This window comes from Huaxiibacter chinensis (assembly GCF_022171985.1).
Classification (GTDB): Bacteria; Pseudomonadota; Gammaproteobacteria; order Enterobacterales; family Enterobacteriaceae; genus Enterobacter; species Enterobacter chinensis_A.
The window spans coordinates 1,000,928-1,024,101 of the sequence record NZ_JAJVHF010000001.1 but is presented as its reverse complement, the minus strand read 5'-3'; the positions used below and the strand labels follow the sequence as shown (position 1 = coordinate 1,024,101).

22 protein-coding genes and 1 other annotated feature are annotated in these 23,174 nt (G+C 55.6%); of the genes, 13 read left to right on the top strand and 9 right to left on the bottom strand.

The window, feature by feature from the left end; all coding sequences use genetic code 11:
- Window positions 1-9: 9 nt before the first annotated feature.
- Window positions 10-168, bottom strand: coding sequence for a pleiotropic regulatory protein RsmS (rsmS, locus tag LZP96_RS04940; RefSeq protein ID WP_064325097.1), 159 nt, complete (start codon window positions 166-168; stop codon window positions 10-12).
- An 11-nt stretch (window positions 169-179) separates the two neighbouring features.
- Window positions 180-707, bottom strand: coding sequence for a primosomal replication protein N'' (gene priC / locus LZP96_RS04935; protein ID WP_064325098.1), 528 nt, complete (start codon window positions 705-707; stop codon window positions 180-182).
- A gap of 50 nt (window positions 708-757) precedes the next feature.
- Between priC and LZP96_RS04930 the strand changes: the two genes are divergently transcribed.
- From LZP96_RS04930 to LZP96_RS04890, 9 genes are all read left to right on the top strand, one after another.
- Complete coding sequence (locus LZP96_RS04930) at window positions 758-1,126, top strand: DUF454 family protein (RefSeq protein ID WP_064325099.1); 369 nt, start codon at window positions 758-760, stop codon at window positions 1,124-1,126.
- A gap of 161 nt (window positions 1,127-1,287) precedes the next feature.
- On the top strand, window positions 1,288-1,839 hold the full coding sequence (apt, locus tag LZP96_RS04925) for an adenine phosphoribosyltransferase (protein WP_064325100.1): 552 nt from the start codon (window positions 1,288-1,290) through the stop codon (window positions 1,837-1,839).
- Window positions 1,840-1,928: 89 nt separating this feature from the next.
- Window positions 1,929-3,857: a DNA polymerase III subunit gamma/tau gene (gene dnaX, locus LZP96_RS04920; RefSeq protein ID WP_064325101.1), complete on the top strand. Its 1,929-nt coding sequence runs from the start codon at window positions 1,929-1,931 to the stop codon at window positions 3,855-3,857.
- Window positions 3,187-3,251, top strand: a sequence feature (DnaX frameshifting element). (Overlaps the previous gene by 65 nt.)
- Window positions 3,858-3,911: 54 nt before the next feature.
- Window positions 3,912-4,244, top strand: coding sequence for a YbaB/EbfC family nucleoid-associated protein (locus tag LZP96_RS04915; RefSeq protein ID WP_010428194.1), 333 nt, complete (start codon window positions 3,912-3,914; stop codon window positions 4,242-4,244).
- Window positions 4,244-4,849 carry a recombination mediator RecR gene (recR, locus tag LZP96_RS04910; protein ID WP_064325102.1) on the top strand — a complete coding sequence of 202 codons (606 nt, stop codon included), beginning with the start codon at window positions 4,244-4,246 and terminating at the stop codon, window positions 4,847-4,849. The genes LZP96_RS04915 and recR overlap by 1 nt, the downstream gene beginning before the upstream one ends.
- 112 nt (window positions 4,850-4,961) lie before the next feature.
- Window positions 4,962-6,836 carry a molecular chaperone HtpG gene (gene htpG / locus LZP96_RS04905; protein WP_064325103.1) on the top strand — a complete coding sequence of 625 codons (1,875 nt, stop codon included), beginning with the start codon at window positions 4,962-4,964 and terminating at the stop codon, window positions 6,834-6,836.
- Window positions 6,837-7,083: 247 nt separating this feature from the next.
- Window positions 7,084-7,728 (top strand): adenylate kinase, encoded by a 645-nt coding sequence (adk, locus tag LZP96_RS04900; protein WP_064325104.1) that lies wholly within the window; start codon window positions 7,084-7,086, stop codon window positions 7,726-7,728.
- 124 nt (window positions 7,729-7,852) lie between these two features.
- A complete protein-coding gene (gene hemH, locus LZP96_RS04895) occupies window positions 7,853-8,815 on the top strand; it encodes a ferrochelatase (protein ID WP_064325105.1) in 963 nt (320 codons plus the stop codon).
- Window positions 8,816-8,877: 62 nt separating this feature from the next.
- Window positions 8,878-10,182: an inosine/guanosine kinase gene (locus LZP96_RS04890; RefSeq protein WP_064325106.1), complete on the top strand. Its 1,305-nt coding sequence runs from the start codon at window positions 8,878-8,880 to the stop codon at window positions 10,180-10,182.
- A gap of 336 nt (window positions 10,183-10,518) precedes the next feature.
- On the opposite strand, the gene ybaL is transcribed toward LZP96_RS04890, so the two are convergent.
- Window positions 10,519-12,195, bottom strand: a complete 1,677-nt coding sequence (ybaL, locus tag LZP96_RS04885; protein WP_064325107.1) for a YbaL family putative K(+) efflux transporter — start codon at window positions 12,193-12,195, stop codon at window positions 10,519-10,521.
- A 232-nt stretch (window positions 12,196-12,427) separates the two neighbouring features.
- The gene (locus LZP96_RS04880; RefSeq protein WP_064325108.1) at window positions 12,428-13,648 is read right to left on the bottom strand and encodes an MFS transporter; all 1,221 of its coding nucleotides are present in this window, start codon (window positions 13,646-13,648) and stop codon (window positions 12,428-12,430) included.
- 162 nt (window positions 13,649-13,810) lie between these two features.
- Here LZP96_RS04880 and ushA point away from each other — a divergent pair, with 162 nt between their 5' ends.
- Entirely contained in the window at window positions 13,811-15,463 is a 1,653-nt protein-coding gene (ushA, locus tag LZP96_RS04875) for a bifunctional UDP-sugar hydrolase/5'-nucleotidase UshA (RefSeq protein WP_064325109.1), read from the top strand.
- A 90-nt stretch (window positions 15,464-15,553) separates the two neighbouring features.
- Here the strand turns inward: ushA and ybaK are convergent, their stop codons facing one another.
- The 3 genes from ybaK to copA all read right to left on the bottom strand — a co-directional run bounded on the left by ybaK (window position 15,554) and on the right by copA (window position 19,575).
- Window positions 15,554-16,033: a Cys-tRNA(Pro)/Cys-tRNA(Cys) deacylase YbaK gene (gene ybaK / locus LZP96_RS04870; RefSeq protein ID WP_064325110.1), complete on the bottom strand. Its 480-nt coding sequence runs from the start codon at window positions 16,031-16,033 to the stop codon at window positions 15,554-15,556.
- A 198-nt stretch (window positions 16,034-16,231) separates the two neighbouring features.
- Window positions 16,232-17,026, bottom strand: coding sequence for a TraB/GumN family protein (locus LZP96_RS04865; RefSeq protein WP_064325111.1), 795 nt, complete (start codon window positions 17,024-17,026; stop codon window positions 16,232-16,234).
- A 50-nt stretch (window positions 17,027-17,076) separates the two neighbouring features.
- The gene (gene copA, locus LZP96_RS04860) at window positions 17,077-19,575 is read right to left on the bottom strand and encodes a copper-exporting P-type ATPase CopA (protein ID WP_258925710.1); all 2,499 of its coding nucleotides are present in this window, start codon (window positions 19,573-19,575) and stop codon (window positions 17,077-17,079) included.
- Window positions 19,576-19,801: 226 nt separating this feature from the next.
- Here copA and cueR point away from each other — a divergent pair, with 226 nt between their 5' ends.
- Window positions 19,802-20,212, top strand: coding sequence for a Cu(I)-responsive transcriptional regulator (cueR, locus tag LZP96_RS04855; protein ID WP_064325113.1), 411 nt, complete (start codon window positions 19,802-19,804; stop codon window positions 20,210-20,212).
- Here cueR and LZP96_RS04850 read toward each other — a convergent pair.
- Together LZP96_RS04850 and LZP96_RS04845 are read right to left on the bottom strand one after the other, a co-directional pair.
- Window positions 20,209-20,661, bottom strand: a complete 453-nt coding sequence (locus LZP96_RS04850) for an NfeD family protein (protein ID WP_064325114.1) — start codon at window positions 20,659-20,661, stop codon at window positions 20,209-20,211. The genes cueR and LZP96_RS04850 overlap by 4 nt on opposite strands.
- Window positions 20,658-21,572: an SPFH domain-containing protein gene (locus LZP96_RS04845; protein ID WP_258925709.1), complete on the bottom strand. Its 915-nt coding sequence runs from the start codon at window positions 21,570-21,572 to the stop codon at window positions 20,658-20,660. Before LZP96_RS04845 ends, LZP96_RS04850 begins: the two co-directional genes overlap by 4 nt.
- Window positions 21,573-21,706: 134 nt before the next feature.
- On the opposite strand from LZP96_RS04845, the gene fetA reads away from it, so the two are divergent.
- Window positions 21,707-22,378, top strand: a complete 672-nt coding sequence (gene fetA, locus LZP96_RS04840) for an iron efflux ABC transporter ATP-binding subunit FetA (RefSeq protein ID WP_064325116.1) — start codon at window positions 21,707-21,709, stop codon at window positions 22,376-22,378.
- On the top strand, window positions 22,371-23,153 hold the full coding sequence (fetB, locus tag LZP96_RS04835) for an iron efflux ABC transporter permease subunit FetB (protein WP_064325117.1): 783 nt from the start codon (window positions 22,371-22,373) through the stop codon (window positions 23,151-23,153). The genes fetA and fetB overlap by 8 nt, the downstream gene beginning before the upstream one ends.
- The last annotated feature ends 21 nt before the right edge of the window (window positions 23,154-23,174 follow it).

Genomic DNA, 23,174 nt, shown 5'->3' with positions numbered 1-23,174 from the left:
CTTTATTCCTCAGCCTGCGGGCGGAGGCGAAACCTCTCTCCGCTCAAAATCCCGCTTCACAATCTCCAGCGCTTTCAGCACCGTCTCGACCGGGATAGCGTGGTTTTCCAGCAGCATAATCAAATCGACGGCCAGTTTGACTTCGTCGGGGGCGGTGTCCAGTGACATGGGATATTCCTTTAACGGGTCAGGCGTTCGATGACGCGTTCTATCTCTTCCAGTGCCTTACGGCAGCGACTCAGACGTTCTTCGAGAGCGGTGATTTCCCGCATTAACAACTGCTGTTCCTGCAACGTTTCGGTTTCGGTCAGCCTGCGCTCACGCGAGACCTTCATCTCAACCAGGCGACGTTCAAAATCCTGATGCTCCAGCCGTTTTTGCTGCCATTTTCGCGTGCCGGGCGAGGCACTGTCCCATGCGCGCAGCGGCCAGGCAACGATTTCCCGCTGTAGCGCCGTCATTTGTTCGGCCAGATGTTCGGCCAGCCACGCCACCTGCTCACGCTGTTCCTGCTCGACGGCGTGACGCAACTCATCCAGGTGGGTCTGGGCTTCATCCAGATAATCTTTCATCCGCGTGCTGCGGGTGCGAAAAAGCTGGCGATCGAAACGCGGCTTGAGCGTGGCATGTTGCATCAGCGGTGCGGCGTCTGTACGCAGTCGTATCAGCTGATTTTGCAGCGTCTCTAAAAGCAGTGCTGTTTTCAAATCGCTCTCCAGTGGTAAAGTAACCGTTCAGTTTGATAACGATTCGCATTATGAAGCGTACTATTTTAATCATCATTGGCTGGCTCGCGGTAGTGTTGGGCACCCTCGGCGTGGTTTTGCCGCTGTTGCCGACCACGCCCTTTATTTTGCTGGCGGCCTGGTGTTTTGCCCGCTCTTCACCGCGGTTTCACCACTGGCTGCTTTACCGTTCATGGTTTGGCGGCTACCTGCGTCACTGGCAAAAACACCGTGCGATGCCGCCTGGGGCCAAGCCGCGCGCCGTCGCCGTCATTCTGGTGACCTTTGCGCTTTCCCTGTGGATGGTGAACATAATGTGGGTGCGCATTCTGCTGCTCGCTATCTTAACCTGCCTGCTTATCTTTATGTGGCGAATTCCCGTCGTTGATGAAAAGCAATAAAAGCACGTAAGCATCATGATGACTGTTGCATTTCTTACCCGCAGCCAGTAAATTCGACCGTTTTCGAGCACAGGTGCGCCTGGTTAAAGGTTAAACAATTGTTACCTTCATCCCCCATTTCGCGCACTGTGAGTCACACTGTTTCATTTAGGCACAAACCGATGACCGCAACTGCACAGCAGCTTGAATATCTTAAAAGCAGCATCAAAAGTATCCAGGACTACCCGAAGCCTGGCATTCTTTTCCGTGATGTCACCAGCTTGCTGGAAGACCCGAAAGCGTACGCACTCAGCATTGAACTGCTGGTCGAGCGTTATAAAAACGCCGGGATCACCAAAGTAGTGGGTACCGAAGCACGTGGCTTCTTGTTCGGCGCACCGGTTGCGCTGGCGATGGGCGTGGGCTTTGTTCCGGTCCGTAAACCGCGTAAATTGCCGCGTGAAACCATCGCGGAAAGCTATGAGCTGGAATACGGCACCGATCAGCTGGAAATTCACGTCGATGCGATCCAGCCTGGCGATAAAGTGCTGGTGGTTGACGATCTGCTGGCGACGGGCGGCACCATCGAAGCCACGGTAAAACTGATTCGTCGTCTGGGGGGGGAAGTGACCGATGCGGCCTTCATCATTAACCTGTTTGATCTGGGCGGCGAGCAGCGTCTGGAAAAACAGGGTATTACCAGTTTCAGCCTGGTGCCTTTCCCGGGTCATTAATCCCCACTCCCACAACCTCGCCCAACGGGTGAGGTTGTGTTAGCATTACCCCCCTGAATATCCACCTTCCAGCGTTGCAGAGCCTGCCCATGAGTTATCAGGTGTTAGCCCGTAAATGGCGACCCCAAACCTTTGCTGACGTTGTCGGCCAGGAACATGTGCTGACCGCCCTGGCGAACGGCTTATCGCTAGGACGTATCCATCACGCGTATCTTTTTTCCGGCACCCGTGGCGTCGGCAAAACCTCTATTGCCCGTTTGCTGGCAAAAGGGCTGAATTGCGAAACGGGGATCACTGCCACGCCGTGTGGCGTTTGCGATAACTGCCGCGAAATCGAGCAGGGGCGTTTTGTCGATCTCATCGAAATTGATGCCGCCTCGCGCACCAAAGTCGAAGATACCCGCGATCTGCTGGATAACGTCCAGTACGCTCCGGCGCGTGGCCGCTTCAAGGTCTACCTGATCGATGAAGTGCACATGCTGTCGCGTCACAGCTTTAACGCCTTGCTGAAAACGCTGGAAGAGCCGCCCGCGCATGTTAAATTCCTGCTGGCGACCACCGATCCGCAAAAACTGCCGGTGACGATTTTGTCCCGCTGCCTGCAGTTCCATCTGAAGGCGCTGGACGTCGAGCAGATCCGCGCCCAGCTTGAACACATTCTTGATGAAGAGAAGATTGTCCACGAACCGCGCGCCCTCCAGCTGCTGGCTCGTGCCGCCGATGGTAGCCTGCGCGATGCGTTGAGCCTGACCGATCAGGCGATTGCCAGCGGCGACGGTGAACTCTCTACACAGGCCGTCAGCACCATGCTGGGCACGCTGGATGACGATCAGGCGCTGTCGCTGATTGAAGCCGTCATTGATGCCAACGGCGAGCGCGTGATGTCGCTGGTCCATGAGGCCGCATCTCGCGGCGTGGCGTGGGAAACGTTGCTGGTCGAGATGCTCAGTCTCTTGCATCGCGTAGCGATGCTGCAGCTCTCTCCTTCGGCAATCGGCGCGGATATGGCGACCATCGAACAGCGTATGCGTGAACTTGCCCGCATCGTGCCGCCTGCCGATATACAGCTTTATTATCAGACGTTGCTCATCGGGCGAAAAGAGCTGCCTTTTGCCCCCGATCCGCGCATGGGGGTTGAGATGACCCTGCTGCGTGCGCTGGCGTTCCATCCGCGTAAGCCGCTTCCTGAGCCCGAGGTGCCGCGACAATCCTTTGCCCCCGTAGCCCCGACTGCGGTGATGACGCCGTCGCAGGTGCCGCCGCAGCCGTCGCCACCTCCGCAGCCCGATGTACCGCTGTCGGATGCCACCAGTTCGGTGCTTGCCGCCCGCAGTCAGCTTCAACGCGCGCAGGGAGCAACCAAGCCAAAAAAGAGTGAACCGGCAGCGCCAGGAAGAGCGCGGCCGGTTAACAACGCCGCCCTCGAACGCCTGGCATCGGTAACGGAGCGCGTTCAGGCGCGCCCGTCCCCGTCCGCGCTTGAGCAAAAAGCCCCGGCGAAGAAAGAGGCTTATCGCTGGAAAGCAACCACCATCACCGAAGCGGTGAAGGTGGAAGTGGCTACGCCCAAGGCGCTTAAAAAGGCGCTGGAGCATGAAAAAACTCCGGAACTTTCCGCGAAACTCGCTGAAGAGTCTCTTGAGCGCGACGCCTGGGCCGCAGAGGTCAGCAAACTGCAGCTGCCAAAGCTGGTGGAGCAGGTGGCGCTGAACGCCTGGAAAGAGCAGGACGGTCATCAGATACGTTTACACCTGCGCCCGGGGCAGCGGCATCTGAACTCCCCTGGCGCGCAAAAAGCGCTGGCCGAGGCGCTCACCGCATTACAGGGTGCGCCGGTTGAATTGACTATCATTGAAGATGATAATCCGACGGTGCGAACGCCGCTGGAGTGGCGCCAGGCGATTTATGAAGAGAAGCTCGCGCAGGCGCGTGAGTCGATTATTGCGGATAACAACATACAGACTCTGCGCCGGTTCTTCGACGCCGATCTGGATGAAGAGAGTATTCGCCCCCTTTGATCGTGAGTCTGACTTACGGTTGTAATCCTTAAACGTGAAAGAAGAGAGAAGCCTATGTTTGGTGGAAAAGGCGGTCTGGGTGGCCTGATGAAGCAGGCTCAGCAGATGCAGGAAAAAATGCAGAAGATGCAGGAAGAGATCGCTCAGCTGGAAGTCACGGGTGAATCCGGTGCCGGTCTGGTCAAGGTGACCATCAACGGTGCGCACAACTGCCGTCGCGTTGAAATCGACCCAAGCCTGCTCGAAGACGACAAAGACATGCTGGAAGATCTGGTTGCAGCCGCGTTTAACGATGCAGCACGCCGTATCGACGAAACCCAGAAAGAGAAAATGGCTTCTGTTTCCTCCGGGATGCAGCTGCCGCCAGGCTTTAAGATGCCGTTCTGATGCAAACCAGTCCGCTGCTCACGCAGTTAATGGAAGCGTTGCGTTGCCTGCCGGGCGTTGGCCCAAAGTCAGCGCAGCGCATGGCGTTTACGCTGTTGCAGCGCGACCGCAGCGGCGGAATGCGACTGGCGCAGGCGCTGACCCGCGCGATGTCTGAAATCGGTCATTGTGCGGATTGCCGTACCTTTACCGAGCAGGATATCTGCAACATCTGTTCGAACCCGCGTCGTCAGGAAAACGGCCAGGTCTGCGTGGTGGAGAGTCCGGCGGACATCTATGCCATTGAGCAAACCGGGCAGTATTCCGGGCGCTATTTTGTGCTGATGGGCCATCTCTCTCCCCTGGACGGAATTGGCCCGGATGACATTGGTCTCGACAGGCTGGAGCAGCGTCTGGAGTCAGAATCCCTGACAGAAGTCATTCTGGCCACCAACCCGACGGTGGAAGGTGAAGCCACGGCTAACTATATCGGTGAGCTGTGCGCGCAGTATGGCGTTGACGCGAGCCGCATCGCCCACGGCGTGCCGGTAGGCGGTGAGCTGGAGATGGTCGACGGCACTACGCTGTCGCACTCGCTGGCAGGGCGCCGCAAGATTATTTTATGACCAAACGGAGGCTGCGTTCGTGGCCTCCGCTTGAAATATTTCTCCCTTGTCCCCATCTCTCCCACAACGCTTTTAAAACCCCATTAAATGGCATTGTTGAGGTCGACTTAAGATGAAAGGACAAGAAACCCGTGGTTTCCAGTCAGAAGTGAAACAGCTTCTGCACCTGATGATCCATTCCCTGTATTCCAATAAAGAAATCTTCCTGCGTGAATTGATTTCCAACGCCTCGGATGCGGCGGACAAGCTGCGCTTCCGCGCCTTGTCTAACCCGGATCTGTATGAAGGCGACGGCGAGCTGCGCGTTCGTGTCTCTTTTGATAAAGAAAACCGCACGCTGACCATTGCCGATAACGGTATCGGTATGACCCGCGATGACGTCATCGACCACCTCGGGACCATTGCGAAATCGGGCACTAAATCCTTCCTCGAATCCATGGGCTCCGATCAGGCGAAAGACAGCCAGCTTATCGGCCAGTTCGGTGTGGGCTTCTATTCGGCGTTCATCGTAGCGGATAAAGTCACCGTGCGTACCCGTGCCGCGGGCGAGAGCGCAGAGAACGGCGTATTCTGGGAATCCCACGGTGAAGGCGAGTACACCGTTGATGACATCACCAAAGCGGATCGCGGCACCGAAATCACCCTTCACCTGCGTGAAGGCGAAGATGATTTCCTGAATGACTGGCGCGTGCGCTCCATCATCAGCAAATATTCCGACCATATTGCCCTGCCGGTTGAAATTGAAAAACAGGAAGAAAATGACGGCGAAACCGTCGTTACCTGGGAAAAAATCAACAAGGCACAGGCGCTGTGGACGCGCAATAAGTCTGAAATCAAAGACGACGAATATAACGAATTCTACAAACACATTGCCCACGACTTTACCGATCCGCTGACCTGGAGCCACAACCGTGTCGAAGGTAAGCAGGAGTACACCAGCCTGCTCTATATTCCGGCGCAGGCGCCGTGGGATATGTGGAATCGTGACCATAAGCACGGCCTGAAGCTGTACGTCCAGCGCGTGTTCATCATGGATGATGCCGAGCAGTTCATGCCGAACTACCTGCGCTTCACCCGGGGCCTGATTGACTCCAACGATCTGCCGCTGAACGTCTCGCGTGAAATTCTGCAGGACAGCACCGTGACCCGCAATCTGCGTAACGCGCTGACCAAACGTACCCTGCAGATGCTGGAAAAACTGGCAAAAGATGACGCGGAAAAATATCAGACCTTCTGGAAACAGTTCGGCCTGGTGCTGAAAGAGGGTCCGGCAGAAGATACGGCGAACGTTGAAACGATTGCCAAACTGCTGCGCTTTGCCTCTACGCATACCGACTCTTCCGAGCAGACCGTGTCGCTGGAAGAGTACGTATCGCGTATGAAAGATGGGCAGGAGAAGATCTACTACATCACCGCGGACAGCTATGCTGCGGCGAAGAGCAGCCCGCACCTTGAACTGCTGCGTAAGAAAGGGATCGAAGTCCTGCTGCTCTCCGATCGTATCGATGAGTGGATGATGAATTACCTCACCGAGTTCGACGGTAAAGCGTTCCAGTCCGTCGCGAAAGCGGATGAGTCCATTGATAAGCTGGCGGACGAGGTCGATGAAACGGCGAAAGAAGCTGAAAAAGCGCTGGAACCGTTCGTTGAGCGCGTGAAAACGCTGCTGGGCGATCGTGTGAAAGAGGTGCGTTTCACGCATCGTCTGACCGACACCCCGGCGATTGTCACCACCGACGCGGATGAAATGGGTACCCAGATGGCGAAACTGTTCGCGGCTGCGGGCCAGGCGATGCCTGAAGTGAAATACATCTTCGAACTGAACCCGGATCACCCGCTGGTGAAACGTGCGGCAGGTACCCAGGATGAAGCTCGCTTCGCCGAGTGGGTCGAACTGCTGCTGGATCAATCTCTGCTGGCCGAACGCGGCACGCTGGAAGATCCAAACCAGTTCATTAAACGCGTGAATGCGCTGCTGCTAGCGTAACTCCCCCTCACCCCGGCCCTCTCCCACAGGGAGAGGGTGAAAGAGTTCCCTCCCCCTGTGGGAGAGGGTGAAAGAGTTCCCTCTCCCTGTGGGAGAGGGTTAGGGTGAGGGCACCCGACCACACTAACCCAAATTATCTCCCCCATTAACCGTTTCAGCCGTCCCGCCTTCCTTGAGCCATGCCCGTTCTGATGGTATTGTTTAGCGCTTTTGAAAAATTGAACCAACTTTTGAGGGGATTTTCGCAATGCGTATTATTCTGCTTGGCGCTCCGGGCGCGGGTAAAGGAACTCAGGCTCAGTTCATCATGGAGAAATACGGTATTCCGCAAATCTCTACGGGTGACATGCTGCGTGCCGCTGTTAAATCTGGCTCTGAGCTGGGTAAACAGGCGAAGGACATCATGGACGCCGGCAAACTGGTGACTGACGAACTGGTTATCGCCCTGGTTAAAGAACGCATCACTCAGGAAGATTGCCGCAACGGTTTCCTGCTGGACGGCTTCCCACGTACCATTCCTCAGGCTGACGCCATGAAGGAAGCAGGAATCAACGTGGATTACGTGCTTGAATTCGACGTACCTGACGAGCTGATCGTGGACCGTATTATCGGTCGTCGCGTTCACGCTGCTTCTGGCCGCGTTTACCACATCAAATTCAACCCGCCTAAGGTTGAAGGCAAAGACGACGTGACCGGCGAAGAGCTGACCACGCGTAAAGACGATCAGGAAGAGACCGTGCGTAAGCGCCTGGTGGAATACCATCAGATGACCGCGCCGCTGATCGGCTACTACTCCAAAGAAGCGCAGGCGGGTCACACCCAATACGCAAAAGTTGACGGTACCAAACCTGTCGCTGAAGTCCGTGCAGAGCTGGAAAAAATCCTCGGCTAATTGCACGCTTCTCACCCGGGCCTCCGGGTGAGAAAAATTCTCATCCTGCCTATCACAGCAATGGGTTCCGTTTAGCTGCTTTTCCGCTACAATTAACAACTATTCAAATGGTTAAGAGGCGTGAATGAGTCAGGCGAAAACCGGCATCTTGCTTGCCAATCTGGGCACCCCCGAAGCACCCACTCCTGCGGCGGTAAAGCGTTATTTGCGCCAGTTTCTGAGTGATTCCCGTGTCGTCGATACGCCAAAACTCTTGTGGTGGCCGCTGCTGCGCGGCGTGATCCTGCCGATTCGCTCGCCTCGTGTGGCGAAGCTCTATCAGTCCGTCTGGATGGAGGAGGGATCACCGCTGATGGTCTACAGCCGTCGCCAGGAGAAAGCGCTGGCTGCCCGCCTGCCGGATATGCCCGTTGCGCTGGGAATGAGCTATGGCACACCGTCGCTGGAAAGCGCGGTCGATAAGTTGATGGCGCAGGGCGTTGAGCACATAGTGGTGCTGGCACTCTATCCGCAATACTCATGCTCAACGGTGGCGGCCGTCTGGGATGAGCTGGCGCGCATTCTGTCGACGCGCCGTTTTATTCCGGGCATTACGTTTATCCGTGATTACGCCGACAATGAGCGCTATATTGCGGCCCTCGCCAGCAGCGTGCGGGCTTCGTTTGCTCAGCATGGCGAGCCGGATCTTCTTTTGCTCTCCTATCATGGGATCCCGCAGCGTTATGCCGATCAAGGCGATGACTATCCGCAACGGTGTCGGGATACCACGCGCGAGCTGGTCTCCGCGCTGGGCTTGCCGCCAGAAAAGGTGATGATGACCTTCCAGTCACGCTTTGGTCGTGAGCCGTGGTTAACGCCCTATACGGATGAGACCCTGAAAATGCTGGGCGAAAAAGGGGTGAAGCATATTCAGGTGATGTCGCCGGGCTTCTCTGCCGACTGTCTGGAAACGCTGGAAGAGATCGCCGTGCAAAACCGCGAGTTTTTCCTTGAAGCGGGCGGTACAAAATATGAATACATACCGGCACTTAACGATTCCCCTGAGCATATCGAGATGATGGCTTCCCTGGTGACTTCGCGCCGCTAATCGCGTTACGGGCCGGGTTTGTGCTACCCTTTCCGGCCCAATCTTCAGATATAGCCCAGAAAATGAAATTTCCCGGTAAACGTAAATCCAAACACTATTTCCCCGTCAACGCTCGCGATCCGCTGCTGCAGCAAATACAGCCGGAAAACGAAACCAGCGCAGCGTGGGTGGTCGGTATCGATCAAACGCTGGTGGATATTGAAGCAAAAGTGGATGACGCGTTTGTCGCACGATATGGCCTGAGTTCTGGTCATTCGCTGGTCATTGAAGACGATGTCGCAGAGGCACTGTATCAGGAGCTGGTGCGCGAAAATCTCATTACCCATCAGTTTGCCGGTGGCACCATCGGTAACACCATGCATAACTACTCTGTGCTGGCCGATGACCGTTCGGTATTGCTTGGCGTTATGTGCAGCAATATTGAAATCGGCGGCTATGCCTACCGCTATCTGTGCAACACCTCCAGCCGTACCGATCTGAACTACCTGCAGGGCGTTGACGGTGCGATTGGCCGTTGTTTTACCCTCATCAGTGATTCCGGTGAACGTACGTTTGCCATCAGCCCCGGCCACATGAATAAACTGCGCCCGGAGAGTATTCCTGAAGAGGTGATTGCGGGCGCGTCCGCACTGGTGTTGACCTCGTATCTGGTTCGCTGCAAGCCTGGTGAACCTATGCCAGACGCGACCATGAAGGCGATCGAATACGCGAAAAAGTACAACGTGCCGGTGGTCCTGACGCTGGGAACGAAGTTTGTGATCGCCGATAACCCGCAGTGGTGGCAGGCTTTCCTGAAAGAGCACGTCTCGATTCTGGCCATGAACGAAGAGGAAGCGGAAGCACTCACCGGCGAAAGCGACCCGCTGCTGGCCTCCGATAAGGCGCTGGACTGGGTCGACCTGGTGCTCTGCACCGCCGGACCGGTGGGCTTATATATGGCGGGCTTCACGGAAGAAGAGAGCAAACGCAAAACCCAGCATCCGCTGCTGCCCGGGGCGATTGCTGAGTTTAACCAGTACGAGTTCAGCCGCGCGATGCGTCATAAAGAGTGCGTGAACCCGCTGCGTATTTTCTCCCACATCGCCCCGTATATGGGCGGACCGGAGAAAATCATGAACACCAATGGCGCAGGCGATGGCGCGCTGGCAGCGTTGCTGCACGACATTACCGCTAATGCATACCATAAAACCAACGTACCCAACTCCAGCAAGCATAAATTCAGCTGGCTGACCTATTCGTCACTGGCGCAGGTCTGTAAATACGCGAACCGCGTCAGTTACCAGGTGCTGAACCAGCACTCGCCGCGCTTAACGCGCGGCCTGCCGGAAAGAGAAGACAGCCTGGAAGAGTCTTACTGGGATCGTTAAAAACTGACGTAAATCGGGGCCCTCTCGCCTCACCTCAACCCGACTCCTGACTATTCCCTCTCCCTGTGGGAGAGGGCCAGGGTGAGGGCATCAGGCCGCAGAGCCTGACTGTCGGGTGGCAGTTTAGACTGACCCGACCAACCAAACCTCCACCCGACTCCTGACCGTTCCCCTCTCCCCGTGGGAGAGGGCCAGGGTGAGGGCATCAGACCGCAGAGCCTGACTGTCGTGTGGCGGCTTCGCCTGACCCGACCAACCAAACCTCCACCCGACTCCTGACCGTTCCCCTCTCCCCGTGGGAGAGGGCCAGGGTGAGGGCTACAGACCGCACAAAACCTACCCCGTCACGGTCTCTGCAACTGGCGCCTTCTCAATCAGCCCAATCATCGTGTTCGCAATTTCACGTTCGCCCATCACCACCTGATCCGCGCCGCGTTCGGTAATGTAGTCAACCTCATCGTCATAATGGGCGCGAGCAATGATCTCAATCGAGGGGCATTTCTCCCGCGCCGTGGCAACGATTTCGCCGGCCTCATAGCCATTCGGTATTGTCAGCAGCAGCCAGCGTGCGCAGTCCAGATGGGCCAGATTCATGATCTCTTCATTCGCCGCGTTCCCCAGCACCGCCCGGATGCCGCGTGCGCGCAGTTCATCCACGCGCGTGCGTGACGTTTCAATCACCACCAGCGGAATCCCCTGGGCCATCAGCGCCTCTCCCAGCAGGCTGCCGACGCGGCCAAAGCCAACCAGCAGTGCATGGTTACAGATATCCACCGGGATCTGTTTGTCCTCTTCAATCGCCTCTTCGAGCGACTGCTCCTCCAGCGTTTCAGTTTTATCGAGATATTTCTCCAGAACCGTAAACAGCACTGGATTCAGCATGATCGACAGAATAGCGCCCGCCAGCACCAGATTTTGCCCGGCCTGCGGCAGCAGATTAAGCGACATTCCCAGCCCGGCGAGGATAAAGGCAAATTCACCAATTTGCGCCAGACTGGCGGCGATAGTCAGGGCGGTACGCGGTGAGTGTCCGAACATGCGGACCAGCAAAAACGCGACCACCGATTTACCGAAGATAATGATCGCCAGCGTCCCCAGCACGGCCAGCGGCTGCTCAATCAGAATGAACGGATCGAACAGCATGCCGACGGAGACAAAGAACAGCACCGCAAAGGCATCACGCAGCGGTAACGTATCGTGCGCGGCGCGATGGCTAAGTTCGGATTCATTCAGCACCATACCCGCGAAGAACGCGCCTAAGGCGAAGGAGACGTCAAACAGCTCCACGGCGCCGAAGGCGATGCCCAGCGCCAGGGCCAGTACGGACAGAGTAAAGAGTTCACGAGAGCCTGTCGCCGCGCTACGGGCCAAAATCCACGGCACCAGACGGCGACCAACCACCATCATAATGGCGATAAAGGCGATGACCTTCCCGATAGTGATGCTCATATCCAGCGTCAGCGAGGCAAAACCGACGTTTTCTTTTTCAACCATACCGGCGACGGCGGGCAGCAGGACCAGCGTCAGGACCATCACCAGATCTTCGACAATCAGCCAGCCAATGGCGATCTGACCGCGCTGGCTGTCTATCAGCTGTCTCTCTTCAAGCGCGCGTAGCAATACGACGGTACTGGCAGTTGAAAGACATAATCCAAAGACGATACCGGTCATCAGAGACCAGCCAAGCAGTGCGGAAAGCGCCATTCCCAGTAACGTCGCCACGCCAATCTGGGCGATCGCACCGGGTATGGCGATATGCTTTACCGCCAATAAATCCTTCAGGGAAAAATGCAGACCTACGCCGAACATCAGCAAAATCACGCCCAATTCCGCCAGTTCAGGTGCCAGTTTCGTATCAGCCACGAAGCCTGGGGTAAACGGACCGGCCAGTACACCCGCTAATAAATAGCCGACAAGAGGAGAGATTCGAAGCTTATTGGCAATCATGCCAAAAATAAAAGCGAGCACAAGGGCACCCACAATGGTGGTAATAAGCGGTGTGGCGTGATGCATTCCGTCTCCTTTCGTCGTGATGTGTTCCATTTTTGGTCGAAAACCAAAAGGCCGATTAACAGTTTATGACAATTTTCATCATTGTGTTTATGAATAATTGTTGAAACCTTAATAAATCGACAATAAGCACGATAAAAAGCAGGTTTGGACAAAACCGATGACGGAGTGAGAGCAAAGCCTCATGGCATAAGGAATGCGAGGTGGCCGAAGTTTATCTTAAGCCACCCATAATTCACGCTTTATGACGGTAATCAGGCAGGAATATGGTCAACATCCCGAGAAGCGGCAGGAAAGCACAGATTTTATAAACCAGGAAGATACTCGTATGGTCTGCGATCAGCCCCAGAACGGCCGCGCCAAGGCCGCCCATCCCAAACGCAAAGCCGAAAAAGAGCCCGGACACCATGCCAATACGGCCCGGTAGTAGCTCTTGAGCATAGACAAGGATAGCTGAAAAGGCCGAGGCGAGGATAAAACCAATGATCACAGTTAAAATCCCCGTCCATTCCAGGCTGGCATAGGGTAAAACAAGCGTAAAGGGCGCAACGCCAAGGATAGAGCCCCAAATCACATATTTACGCCCAATTTTATCACCCACCGGGCCGCCAATCATGGTTCCAGCCGCCACGGCAAACAGGAAAGCGAAGAGGTGAAACTGGGCGTTTTGGACCGATAATCCGAATTTTTCCATCAGATAAAAGGTGTAATAACTGCTAATGCTCGCCATATAGAAGTATTTCGAGAAAATCAGCACCAGCAGCAGCGAAACTGCCAGGATCACCTTATTGCGCGGCAGAGGATTAATGACAGGCGTCTGGGGTTTGCCCTTATTCACCCGATGCTGAGCGGCATACCAGCGGCTGATCTGAATCAGCACAACAATCGCCAGCAGGGCGGCGAGCACAAACCACGCCACGTTTCCTTTACCGTAGGGGGCAATAATCACCGCAGCGAGCAGCGGACCCAGCGAGCTGCCAAAGTTGCCGCCCACTTGGAATAAGGACTGCGCCAGACCGTGACGTCCACCCGAGGCCATACGCGCCACGCGCGACGATTCGGGGTGAAAGACCGAGGAACCGGTGCCGACCAGTGCCGCAGCCAGTAATACCATTTCAAAACTGCCCGCCAGTGCCAGCAGGATCAGCCCGCTTAAGGTAAAGCACATCCCAATCGGCAGGGACCACGGCATAGGGTATTTATCCGTCCAGTAACCCACCACCGGCTGTAGCAGCGAAGAGGCGAGCTGGAAGGTGAGGGTTATCATCCCTATCTGCACAAACGTCAGCGAGAACTCTGATTGCAGCAGCGGATAGATCGCCAGAATCAGCGACTGAATCATATCGTTAAGCAGATGAGAAAGACTGATCGCACCCAGAATGCCAAAGGCGGTGCGTGATTTTGGCGGCGACGCCGGCGCGCCCGAAACGGGCGGAGTTGATTCACTGATTGCCATAAATACCACGTGTTTTATGAAGAAACTGACAGGACGTCATTATTATCGGACTAACATACCTGTCTGCGAGTTTTGAAGAAAGTCGCAATTCTGAAAACTTATTTGTCTATTCTTGTGACTCATTGTAATTTTTGCGTTTGTCTACGGGTCAGGGAGAGAGAGATGAAGTTAATGAAACGCGGCGTTGCGCTGGCGCTGATCGCCGCCTGGAGTCTGGCAAGCCTGCCGGCTCAGGCTTATGAAAAAGATAAAACCTATAAAATCACCATCCTTCATACCAACGATCATCACGGTCATTTCTGGCGCAGTGAATATGGCGAATATGGTCTGGCGGCACAAAAGACGCTGGTAGACGGTATTCGTAAAGAGGTGGCGGCTGCAGGTGGCAGCGTGCTGTTGCTCTCCGGCGGCGATATCAATACCGGCGTGCCGGAATCCGATTTACAGGATGCCGAGCCGGATTTCCGTGGCATGAATTTAATTGGCTATGATGCGATGGCTGTGGGTAACCACGAGTTTGATAATCCTTTGTCCGTGCTCCGCCAACAGGAAAAATGGGCTAAATTCCCGCTCCTCTCCGCCAATATTTATCAAAAAAGCACCGGCGAGCGTTTATTCAAACCCTGGGCATTATTCAAACGTCAGGGGCTGAACATCGCGGTTATCGGATTAACGACGGATGATACAGCGAAAATCGGTAACCCGGAGTATTTTACCGATATTGAATTCCGTAAACCGGCTGATGAAGCGAAGCTGGTTATTCAGGAACTGAATCAGAACGAAAAACCTGACGTCATCATCGCAGCAACCCACATGGGGCATTACGATAATGGCGACCACGGCTCTAATGCGCCCGGTGATGTCGAGATGGCGCGCACTCTTCCGGAAGGTTCGCTGGCGATGATTGTGGGTGGTCACTCACAGGACCCGGTCTGCATGGCTTCTGAAAATAAAAAACAGACGGACTATGTCCCTGGCACGCCGTGCGCACCGGATCGTCAGAACGGTATCTGGATAGTGCAGGCGCATGAGTGGGGGAAATATGTCGGGCGTGCTGATTTTGAATTCCGTAACGGTGAGATGAAGCTGGTCCACTACCAGCTGATTCCGGTGAATCTGAAAAAGAAAGTCACCTATGACGACGGTAAAAGTGAGCGCGTACTTTACACCCCAGAAATCCCTGAAAGCGCCCAGATGCTCTCATTGCTGACGCCGTTCCAGAACAAAGGTAAGGCACAGCTGGATGTGAAAATTGGCACGCTCAACGGTCGTCTGGAAGGGGATCGCAGTAAGGTTCGTTTTGTGCAAACCAATATGGGGCACCTGCTTCTGGCGGCACAAATGGCACGTACCAGTGCTGACTTTGGCGTCATGAGCGGCGGTGGGATCCGCGATTCTATCGACGGCGGAGACATCACCTATAAAGACGTCCTGAAAGTGCAGCCGTTTGGCAATGTGGTGGTCTATGCGGACATGAGCGGTAAAGAGGTGATCGACTACCTGACCGCCGTGGCGCAAATGAAGCCGGATTCGGGCGCCTACCCACAATTCGCCAATGTCAGTTTCACGGCGAAAGACGGCAAACTGAATGATCTCAAAATCAAAGGTGAGCCGGTCGATCCGGGTAAAACCTACCGCCTGGCAACGCTCAGCTTTAATGCCACCGGCGGTGATGGTTATCCGCATCTCGATAACAAACCCGGCTACGTAAACACCGGCTTTATCGATGCGGAAGTACTGAAGCAGTTTATCCAGCAAAACTCACCGATCGACGTGAACGCCTATGAGCCGAAAGGTGAGGTGAACTGGCAGTAGTGCGGTTTTTTATGCCGGGTAGGGGGATGCCTTATCCGGCATAAAAGGGTATCGCAGGCCCGGTACGCGCAGCGCCGCCGGGCATAGACGTCACTCTCGTCGTGCAATATCCGCAAATTTTGCGTCCAGCATTTTCGCCAGATCGGCTGCGGCCAGTTCAATGTCCAGCCCGCGCTTGCCGCCGGAAATATAAATGGTCTCAAACGTCTGTGACGGGGCATCGATCAGCGTAGGCAGACGTTTCTTTTGCCCCAGTGGACTGATACCGCCCACCAGATAACCCGTTGTGCGTTGCGCAACCATCGGGTCAGCCATATCGACCTTTTTTGCCCCCAGCGCTTTCGCCACCTTCTTGAGATCCAGCTGTCCGGCGACCGGCGTAACGGCGACGGCCAGCTGTTTCATGTCGCCATTGACCGCGACCAGCAGCGTTTTATAGACCTGATCCGCATTCAGGCCGAGTTTGCGCACCACTTCGTCACCAAAGTTCGTCTCACTGGGATCGTGATCGTAGGTATGGATGCGGAAAGGCACTTTATTTTTTTCGAGTAATTTAACGGCGGGAGTCATCGCTATCCTTCTTGCCACAGACAATCAATACGTAAAGCATACGCCTGACATTGGTCTAAAAAATAGCACCATCTTGCGCAATAGTGTTGGCAGTGATGGTTACTTTGAGCGACAATCGCTCAACCGGGGGTCTCCCCCGGCATAATAATAACGATGAAATTCCTCTTTGACGGGCCAATAGAAATATTGGCCATTTTTTTATTTCAGCAACGACGGTAAATTGCCTTCACCGTATAAATGCAGCGCGCCAACCGCCACCACATAACGCCCCGCAGGCAGCGCCTGCAGCCGCGTCCGCCATGCCTGATTTCGCTCATGCATCAGCACATCGTATAAGCTTTCGCTAAAGGTGGAGGGCAATGCCAGCTGCGTGTCTGAGGGCGGAGCATCCAGCCACCAGCTGATCATGGTTTGCAACAGGCGGGCATTGGTGTGCCAGTGGGTCAGGGTGTCATCGAGCAACAGTAAACCATCTTCAGGAAGCTGGCGTAACAGGGCCACCTGGCTCTCTGCGCCTTCCAGTTCAATGACGGGCAACTGGCGTGATTTGGCGAGCGTTAACAGCTGGAAATCGATGCCGTAATCCCCGCGTAACCCCAGACGCTGCGCCTGCGTTGCCTGAAGGACCATGGCGATTTGCCACAATGGCTGGGTGTCGAGCATGGCAAGCGACAGCCCGACCTCTTGCGCAACGCGCTCCAGTTCCGCCAGCTGCGATTCAGTGAGACGTTCGTTGAGCGGAGGGGGGATCGCCAGATCGGCAAAGGGGGAGTCGTGACCTGAAATATCCGCTTCGACGACCAGAGCGTCGGCACGCGAGAGCTGTTTTAACAGCCCCGAGGGTAACGGCGACATATCCCGCGTCCCCATGTGAATGCTTCCCACCAGATGCAAATGCTGGCCGCCAGACAAGAGAATATCCACGGCAGGCCAGGCGTATCGGCGGGGGAAAAGGACGCGTAAACGGGCTTTTATTTGCTGAAACAGACTCATACGCGCTCCCACAATCGAAAGGATCATGCTAGCGCGTAGGCGTCTCAGGTTCAATCTTTCGGTGTAAAGCGCAACAGTCGGTTGGCGTTACTGACCACGGTGATAGACGACAGCGCCATCGCCGCACCTGCGACGACCGGGTTCAGTAATGTTCCGGTAAGCGGCCACAGGATCCCGGCGGCAATGGGTATCCCCAGCGCGTTATAAACAAAGGCGCCCAGCAAGTTCTGCTTCATGTTGCGCAACGTGGCTTTTGAGATCGCCAGCGCGTCGGCGACGCCCATCAAGCTGTGACGCATCAGGGTAATCGCGGCAGTTTCAATAGCGACATCGCTCCCGCCGCCCATGGCAATACCCACATCGGCCTGAGCCAGGGCAGGGGCATCGTTAATCCCGTCGCCGATCATCGCCACCTGACGTCCTTCAGACTGCAGTTTTTTGATCGCATCAGCCTTACCGTCAGGCAGTACGCCCGCGATCACCTCGTCAATGCCCGCCTCGCGGGCAATAGCATGCGCGGTCGTCGGGTTATCCCCGGTCAGCATCACCAGACGATACCCCGCCTGATGCAGACGCTTAAGTGCCGCCACGCTATCCTGACGCAGCGGGTCACGGATAGCGAAAACCGCCTCCGCTTTGCCGTCGACGGCCATTAAGACCGGCGTAGCGCCCCGGGAGGCCTGAGCGTTCACTTCGTCATCGAGCGAGGAGGTGTCGACGTGATGTTCATTCAGCAAGGCAAGGTTGCCGAGCAGAACCTGACGTCCGCCAGCATCACCGCTGACGCCTAACCCGCGCAGGGTGCGGAAGTTTTGTATCTGCGGCAGATCGGTCGTTCCGGCTTTCTCAAGAATAGCGTGGGCCAGCGGGTGGCTGGAGCCTTGTTCAAGTGCAGCCGCAAGACGCAACGCCTCTTCCTGTGAAAGACCGTTCGTGTGAATCGCCACAACCTGCGGCTTGCCTTCGGTCAGCGTGCCGGTTTTATCAAAGACAAGGGTGTCCAGCGTGCTGGCACGTTGCAGGGCATCGGCATCACGCACCAGAGCACCGAATTCCGCCGCACGTCCGACGCCGGAGATAATCGACATCGGCGTCGCCAGACCCAGCGCACATGGGCAGGCGATGATCAGCACCGTGGTGGCAATCACCAGGGTGTAAACAATCTGCGGTGCCGGACCAAAGAAGTACCAGATGGCGGCGCTAAACAGCGCGATCCCCACCACTACAGGGACAAAAACGGCGGAGATCCGATCGGCAAGCTTGCCAATTTCTGGCTTGCTGCTTTGGGCCTGACGCACCATGCGAATAATGCGTGACAGCGTGGTATGACTCCCCACGGCGCTGGCGCGGAATAAGACGCTACCGTCCTGGACCACCGTCCCGGCATGCACCGCATCACCTGCCGATTTTTGCTGTGGCACAGGTTCCCCCGTCAGCATCGCTTCATCGAGCCAGGCTTCGCCCTGGGTAATTTCCCCGTCGACCGGAACCCGATCGCCCGTGGTTAAACGCAGCGTCATACCGGCCTGCACCTCGGCGAGGGGAAGGGATTTTTCACCGTTGTCAGTGACGACCCGGGCAGTCGGCGGAGTCAGATCCAGTAAACGTTCCAGCGCTTTGGACGAGCGCTGCCGCGCGCGCGCTTCAAGCATATGGCCCAGGTTAATCAGGCCGATGATCATCGCGCTAGCTTCATAGTAGAGATGACGCGCTTCCATCGGGAACCACTGCGGCCAGACGTTCACGCTCATCGAGTAGAGCCATGCCGCACCGGTACCCAGCGCAACCAGCGTATCCATGGTCGCCGTGCGATTTTTCAGGCTCTTCCAGGCGCTGGTATAAAAATGGCCACCGGCAAAAACCATGACCGCAAGGGTAAGGATACCGATACCCAGCCACAGGGTGCGGTTGTCCCCGGTGACCATCATGTTGTCACCGATCATGCCCCAGACCATCACCGGGATCCCGACCAGCAGCGCAACGATGGCCTGCCAGCGGAAGCGTTTCATGGTGGCGATAGCGGTTTCTTGCTGACGTTCACGCCGTTCGAGATCGTCTTCTATGGCTTCAGCGCCATAGCCTGCTTTTTCGACGGCCTGAACTAAATTTGCGGCGGACGCACTGCCCATGACCAGGGCCGTGCGTTCCGCCAGGTTCACCCGTGCCTGTGAGACGCCCGGTACAGCCTGCAAAGCCTGTTGTACGCGGGAGACGCAGCTGGCGCAGCTCATGCCGTTGATTAACAGCTGTTGGCTGTCATCCAGGTCACTGGCTGCCGGAAGCTCAGGAGTTGCCGCTGTCAGTGCTTCCGACGGGGTTGTTGACGCTGTCAGCGGGTCAGCCTTTGGGTGGCTTAGCTCCGCCCCGTATCCGGCTTGTTTAATGGTTTCGATAAGCGTATCCGCGCTGGCACTGCCCAGCACAACGGCATGATCGAGGGTGACGTCAGCTTGCTCAACATCTGGTCGTTGTTCCAGACTCTCTTTCACCCGTTTGACGCAATGACCGCAGGTCAAACCGTCCAGGGTCAGGTCGATAGTTTGAGACATATTCAGGCTCCTTTGTTTCATAAGTTAACCTACGCTTATAAGCTTAAACCTTCCCGTAACTGGAAGGTCAAGGCGTAATGAAAAAGTCTCTTGCGGGTAAATTCCAGGACGCGACGATCCTGGGCGCAGAGCAGACCCCGTTGTATATGAATGTAATGAAGGTTGGTTCTTGACCTGAAGGGCTTACAATAAGCAGGGGCAGGTGAGCCAACGTGCAGGAGCAAAAATGAATATTAGCGATGTGGCAAAGAAAACCGGTTTAACCAGCAAAGCCATTCGTTTTTACGAAGAGAAAGGGCTGGTCACGCCGCCATTGCGCAGTGAGAACGGCTATCGCAGTTATTCCGCGCGGCATATTGATGAACTGACGTTATTGCGTCAGGCAAGGCAGGTTGGCTTTAACCTGGAAGAGTGCGGCGAACTGGTCAATTTGTTTAACGATCCTGAGCGTCATAGCGCTGACGTTAAAAAACGCACGCTGGAAAAGGTGGACGAGATAGAACGCCATATCGTTGAACTCCAGTCGATGCGGGATCAGCTCTTGACGCTGGCGGAATCCTGCCCTGGCGATGACAGTGCCGATTGTCCCATCATGGACAACCTTTCTGGCTGCTGCCACCGCAAAAGCCGCGCTTAGCAGGCTTTGACCCGAAGCGTAATCCCTTCGACCGCGATAACCTCAATGCGCGTACCCGCAATCAGGTCATCCTCGGACACGACGGGCCAGGAACTGTCCCCGACCTGAACATGTCCACGACCGTTCACCAGGGTGGTGTCCAGGATGAAGCGTTTACCAATGAGCTGTACGCCTCGCTGGTTAAGCGCTGCGTCCACCGGTTTTTGCGCGCGCACCTGACGTGAAAGCCAGCGCCACCACAGCCAGGCTGCAATCAGCGTCAGAGCGGCAAACAGCACGCCTTGCCACTCCCAGCCAAAGGGCAGCAACCAGACGAGCAGCCCGGTGACCACCGCCGCCACGCCGCTCCAGAGCAGGTAGCCGTTGCCGCCCAACATCTCGGCCGCCAGCAGCAACCCACCAAGGCTGAGCCAGAACACATGAGGATGTGCAGCAATCGTCTCAATCATTTTTTAAGCTCGTTTCCGCTGTCTTTCACCAGCTCTGCAATACCCGCGATAGATCCCATCAGACTGCTGGCGTCCAGCGGCATCATCACCACTTTGCTGTTATTGGCAGAACCGATTTGCTGCAGGGCATCGGTGTATTTCTGTGCAATGAAGTAGTTCACGGCCTGAATATCCCCTGCGGCAATGGCCTCAGAGACCATTTTCGTGGCGCGGGCTTCCGCTTCAGCAGAACGCTCACGCGCTTCAGCCTCCAGGAATGCCGACTGACGTTCGCCTTCGGCCTTCAGGATTTGCGATTGCTTGTCCCCTTCAGCTTTCAGGATCTCGGCCTGGCGAATACCTTCGGCTTCAAGGATGTAGGCGCGCTTGGTCCGCTCGGCTTTCATTTGCGCGTTCATGGACGAGATAAGCTCTGCCGGTGGGCGCACGTCACGAATTTCGATACGCGTAACCTTGATCCCCCACGGATTGGTCGCCTGGTCGACAATGTGAAGCAGACGCGTGTTAATGCTGTCGCGCTGAGAGAGCATCTCGTCAAGCTCCATGGAGCCGAGTACGGTACGGATATTGGTCATCGTCAGATTAATAATCGCCAGCTCCAGGTTGCTCACCTCATAGGCGGCTTTTGGCGCGTCGATCACCTGAATGAAGCAGACGGCATCAATCGTGACGTTAGCATTATCCTTGGAGATCACCTCCTGGGAAGGGATATCCAGTACCTGTTCCATCATGTTGATTTTGCGGCCAATGCGGTCCATAAAGGGGACCACCAGGCTCAAGCCGGGTTGTAGGGTAGTGGTATAGCGACCAAAGCGCTCCACCGTCCACTGATAGCCCTGCGGAACAATCTTGACGCCTGCTCCCACAATAATAAGCACAACGAAGATAAGAATGGGTACCACGATAAGCATAAAACCTCCTGTTTACTCGTCCGTTTAGCGAAAAAAGTCGTCGCGTGTTGACCTTAAGTATAAGGGGAAAATAGCGCGCGAATCACTCGTCCGGTTACACTACTACGGGTTTTCGGAATAAAACAGGGAATGCCATGAAGGACAACAACTTAATTTTGGAAATCAGCGACGTTGGCTACCGTGCGGGCGAGAAGACCATCCTGAATCACGTCAGCATGAATGTCTCGCCCGGGGAATTCAGGCTGATCACCGGGCCGTCAGGCTGCGGGAAAAGTACGTTGCTTAAAATTATCGCCTCGCTGCTCAGCCCTACGCACGGACGCATTTTATTTAAAGGCAAAGACATTGCCACCCTCTCGCCGGAAGCCTACCGACAGCAGGTTTCCTGGTGTGTGCAAACGCCTTCGCTCTTCGGGGATACCGTTTACGACAACCTGATTTTTCCCTGGCAGATTCGACATAAAAACCCCGAGCCAGAGGCCTTTATCGCCGATCTGGAGCGTTTCGGATTATCCCCTGATACGCTGACAAAGTCCGTTTCCGAACTGTCTGGCGGTGAGAAACAGCGGGTGTCCTTGATGCGTTATCTGCAATTTTTGCCCGACGTCTTGCTGCTGGATGAGGTGACCAGCGCACTGGATGAGCGCAATAAACAAAATGTGAATGACATCATTCATCGCTATGCCAAAGAACACAATGTGGCGGTGCTGTGGGTCACGCATGACGCAGATGAAATAAAACACGCGGATGAGGTGCTTCTGCTTCAGCCGCAGCCCGGGGAAGGGCAGGAGACGTATCATGGGTGAGCATAATATTACGAATGAATCGCTGGCTTTCTCCATGATTCTGGTGCTCGTGGCGATCCTCGTGAGCTACCGCGAGAAACTCGGGCTGGAAAAGGACATTATCTGGAGTATCTGCCGCGCGGTGATTCAGCTGATTATCGTCGGCTATGTGCTGAAATACATCTTCAACGTTAATCACGCGGTACTGACGTTATTAATGGTCCTGTTTATCTGCTTCAACGCGGCCTGGAACGCGCAGAAACGCAGTAAATATATTGATAAAGCCTTTGTCTCTTCGTTCATCGCAATTGCCACCGGAACAGCGCTTACCCTGACCGTGCTGGTTTTTTCTGGCTCAATTGAATTTACGCCGATGCAGGTCATCCCCATTTCCGGGATGATCGCGGGGAATGCCATGGTGGCGGTGGGGTTGTGTTACAACAATCTTGGCCAGCGCTTCAGCAGCGAACAGCAGCAGATTCAGGAAAAACTCAGTCTGGGCGCGACGCCCAAAACGGCCTCAGCGGGGCTGATTCGGGAAAGTATTCGCTCGTCGCTGATCCCGACGGTGGATTCAGCGAAAACGGTCGGGCTGGTGAGCCTGCCGGGTATGATGTCCGGGCTGATCTTTGCCGGTATCGATCCGGTTAAAGCGATTAAATATCAAATAATGGTGACGTTTATGCTGCTGTCAACGGCGAGCCTGTCGACCATCATCGCCTGCTATTTGACCTACCGGAAGTTCTATAATGCCCGCCACCAGCTGGTGGTGACGCAGCTGAAAAAAGCCCGGTGAAGCGATCACCGGGCCGCAGGT

Bases quoted from the DNA above. Each gene is read 5' to 3' on its own strand.
- rsmS (WP_064325097.1), bottom strand. From the start codon at position 168: ATGTCACTGGACACCGCCCCCGACGAAGTCAAACTGGCCGTCGATTTG.
- LZP96_RS04930 (WP_064325099.1), top strand. From the start codon at position 758: ATGAAGCGTACTATTTTAATCATCATTGGCTGGCTCGCGGTAGTGTTG.
- apt (WP_064325100.1), top strand. From the start codon at position 1,288: ATGACCGCAACTGCACAGCAGCTTGAATATCTTAAAAGCAGCATCAAA.
- dnaX (WP_064325101.1), top strand. From the start codon at position 1,929: ATGAGTTATCAGGTGTTAGCCCGTAAATGGCGACCCCAAACCTTTGCT.
- LZP96_RS04915 (WP_010428194.1), top strand. From the start codon at position 3,912: ATGTTTGGTGGAAAAGGCGGTCTGGGTGGCCTGATGAAGCAGGCTCAG.
- recR (WP_064325102.1), top strand. From the start codon at position 4,244: ATGCAAACCAGTCCGCTGCTCACGCAGTTAATGGAAGCGTTGCGTTGC.
- htpG (WP_064325103.1), top strand. From the start codon at position 4,962: ATGAAAGGACAAGAAACCCGTGGTTTCCAGTCAGAAGTGAAACAGCTT.
- adk (WP_064325104.1), top strand. From the start codon at position 7,084: ATGCGTATTATTCTGCTTGGCGCTCCGGGCGCGGGTAAAGGAACTCAG.
- hemH (WP_064325105.1), top strand. From the start codon at position 7,853: ATGAGTCAGGCGAAAACCGGCATCTTGCTTGCCAATCTGGGCACCCCC.
- LZP96_RS04890 (WP_064325106.1), top strand. From the start codon at position 8,878: ATGAAATTTCCCGGTAAACGTAAATCCAAACACTATTTCCCCGTCAAC.
- ybaL (WP_064325107.1), bottom strand. From the start codon at position 12,195: ATGCATCACGCCACACCGCTTATTACCACCATTGTGGGTGCCCTTGTG.
- LZP96_RS04880 (WP_064325108.1), bottom strand. From the start codon at position 13,648: ATGGCAATCAGTGAATCAACTCCGCCCGTTTCGGGCGCGCCGGCGTCG.
- ushA (WP_064325109.1), top strand. From the start codon at position 13,811: ATGAAGTTAATGAAACGCGGCGTTGCGCTGGCGCTGATCGCCGCCTGG.
- ybaK (WP_064325110.1), bottom strand. From the start codon at position 16,033: ATGACTCCCGCCGTTAAATTACTCGAAAAAAATAAAGTGCCTTTCCGC.
- LZP96_RS04865 (WP_064325111.1), bottom strand. From the start codon at position 17,026: ATGAGTCTGTTTCAGCAAATAAAAGCCCGTTTACGCGTCCTTTTCCCC.
- copA (WP_258925710.1), bottom strand. From the start codon at position 19,575: ATGTCTCAAACTATCGACCTGACCCTGGACGGTTTGACCTGCGGTCAT.
- cueR (WP_064325113.1), top strand. From the start codon at position 19,802: ATGAATATTAGCGATGTGGCAAAGAAAACCGGTTTAACCAGCAAAGCC.
- LZP96_RS04850 (WP_064325114.1), bottom strand. From the start codon at position 20,661: ATGATTGAGACGATTGCTGCACATCCTCATGTGTTCTGGCTCAGCCTT.
- LZP96_RS04845 (WP_258925709.1), bottom strand. From the start codon at position 21,572: ATGCTTATCGTGGTACCCATTCTTATCTTCGTTGTGCTTATTATTGTG.
- fetA (WP_064325116.1), top strand. From the start codon at position 21,707: ATGAAGGACAACAACTTAATTTTGGAAATCAGCGACGTTGGCTACCGT.
- fetB (WP_064325117.1), top strand. From the start codon at position 22,371: ATGGGTGAGCATAATATTACGAATGAATCGCTGGCTTTCTCCATGATT.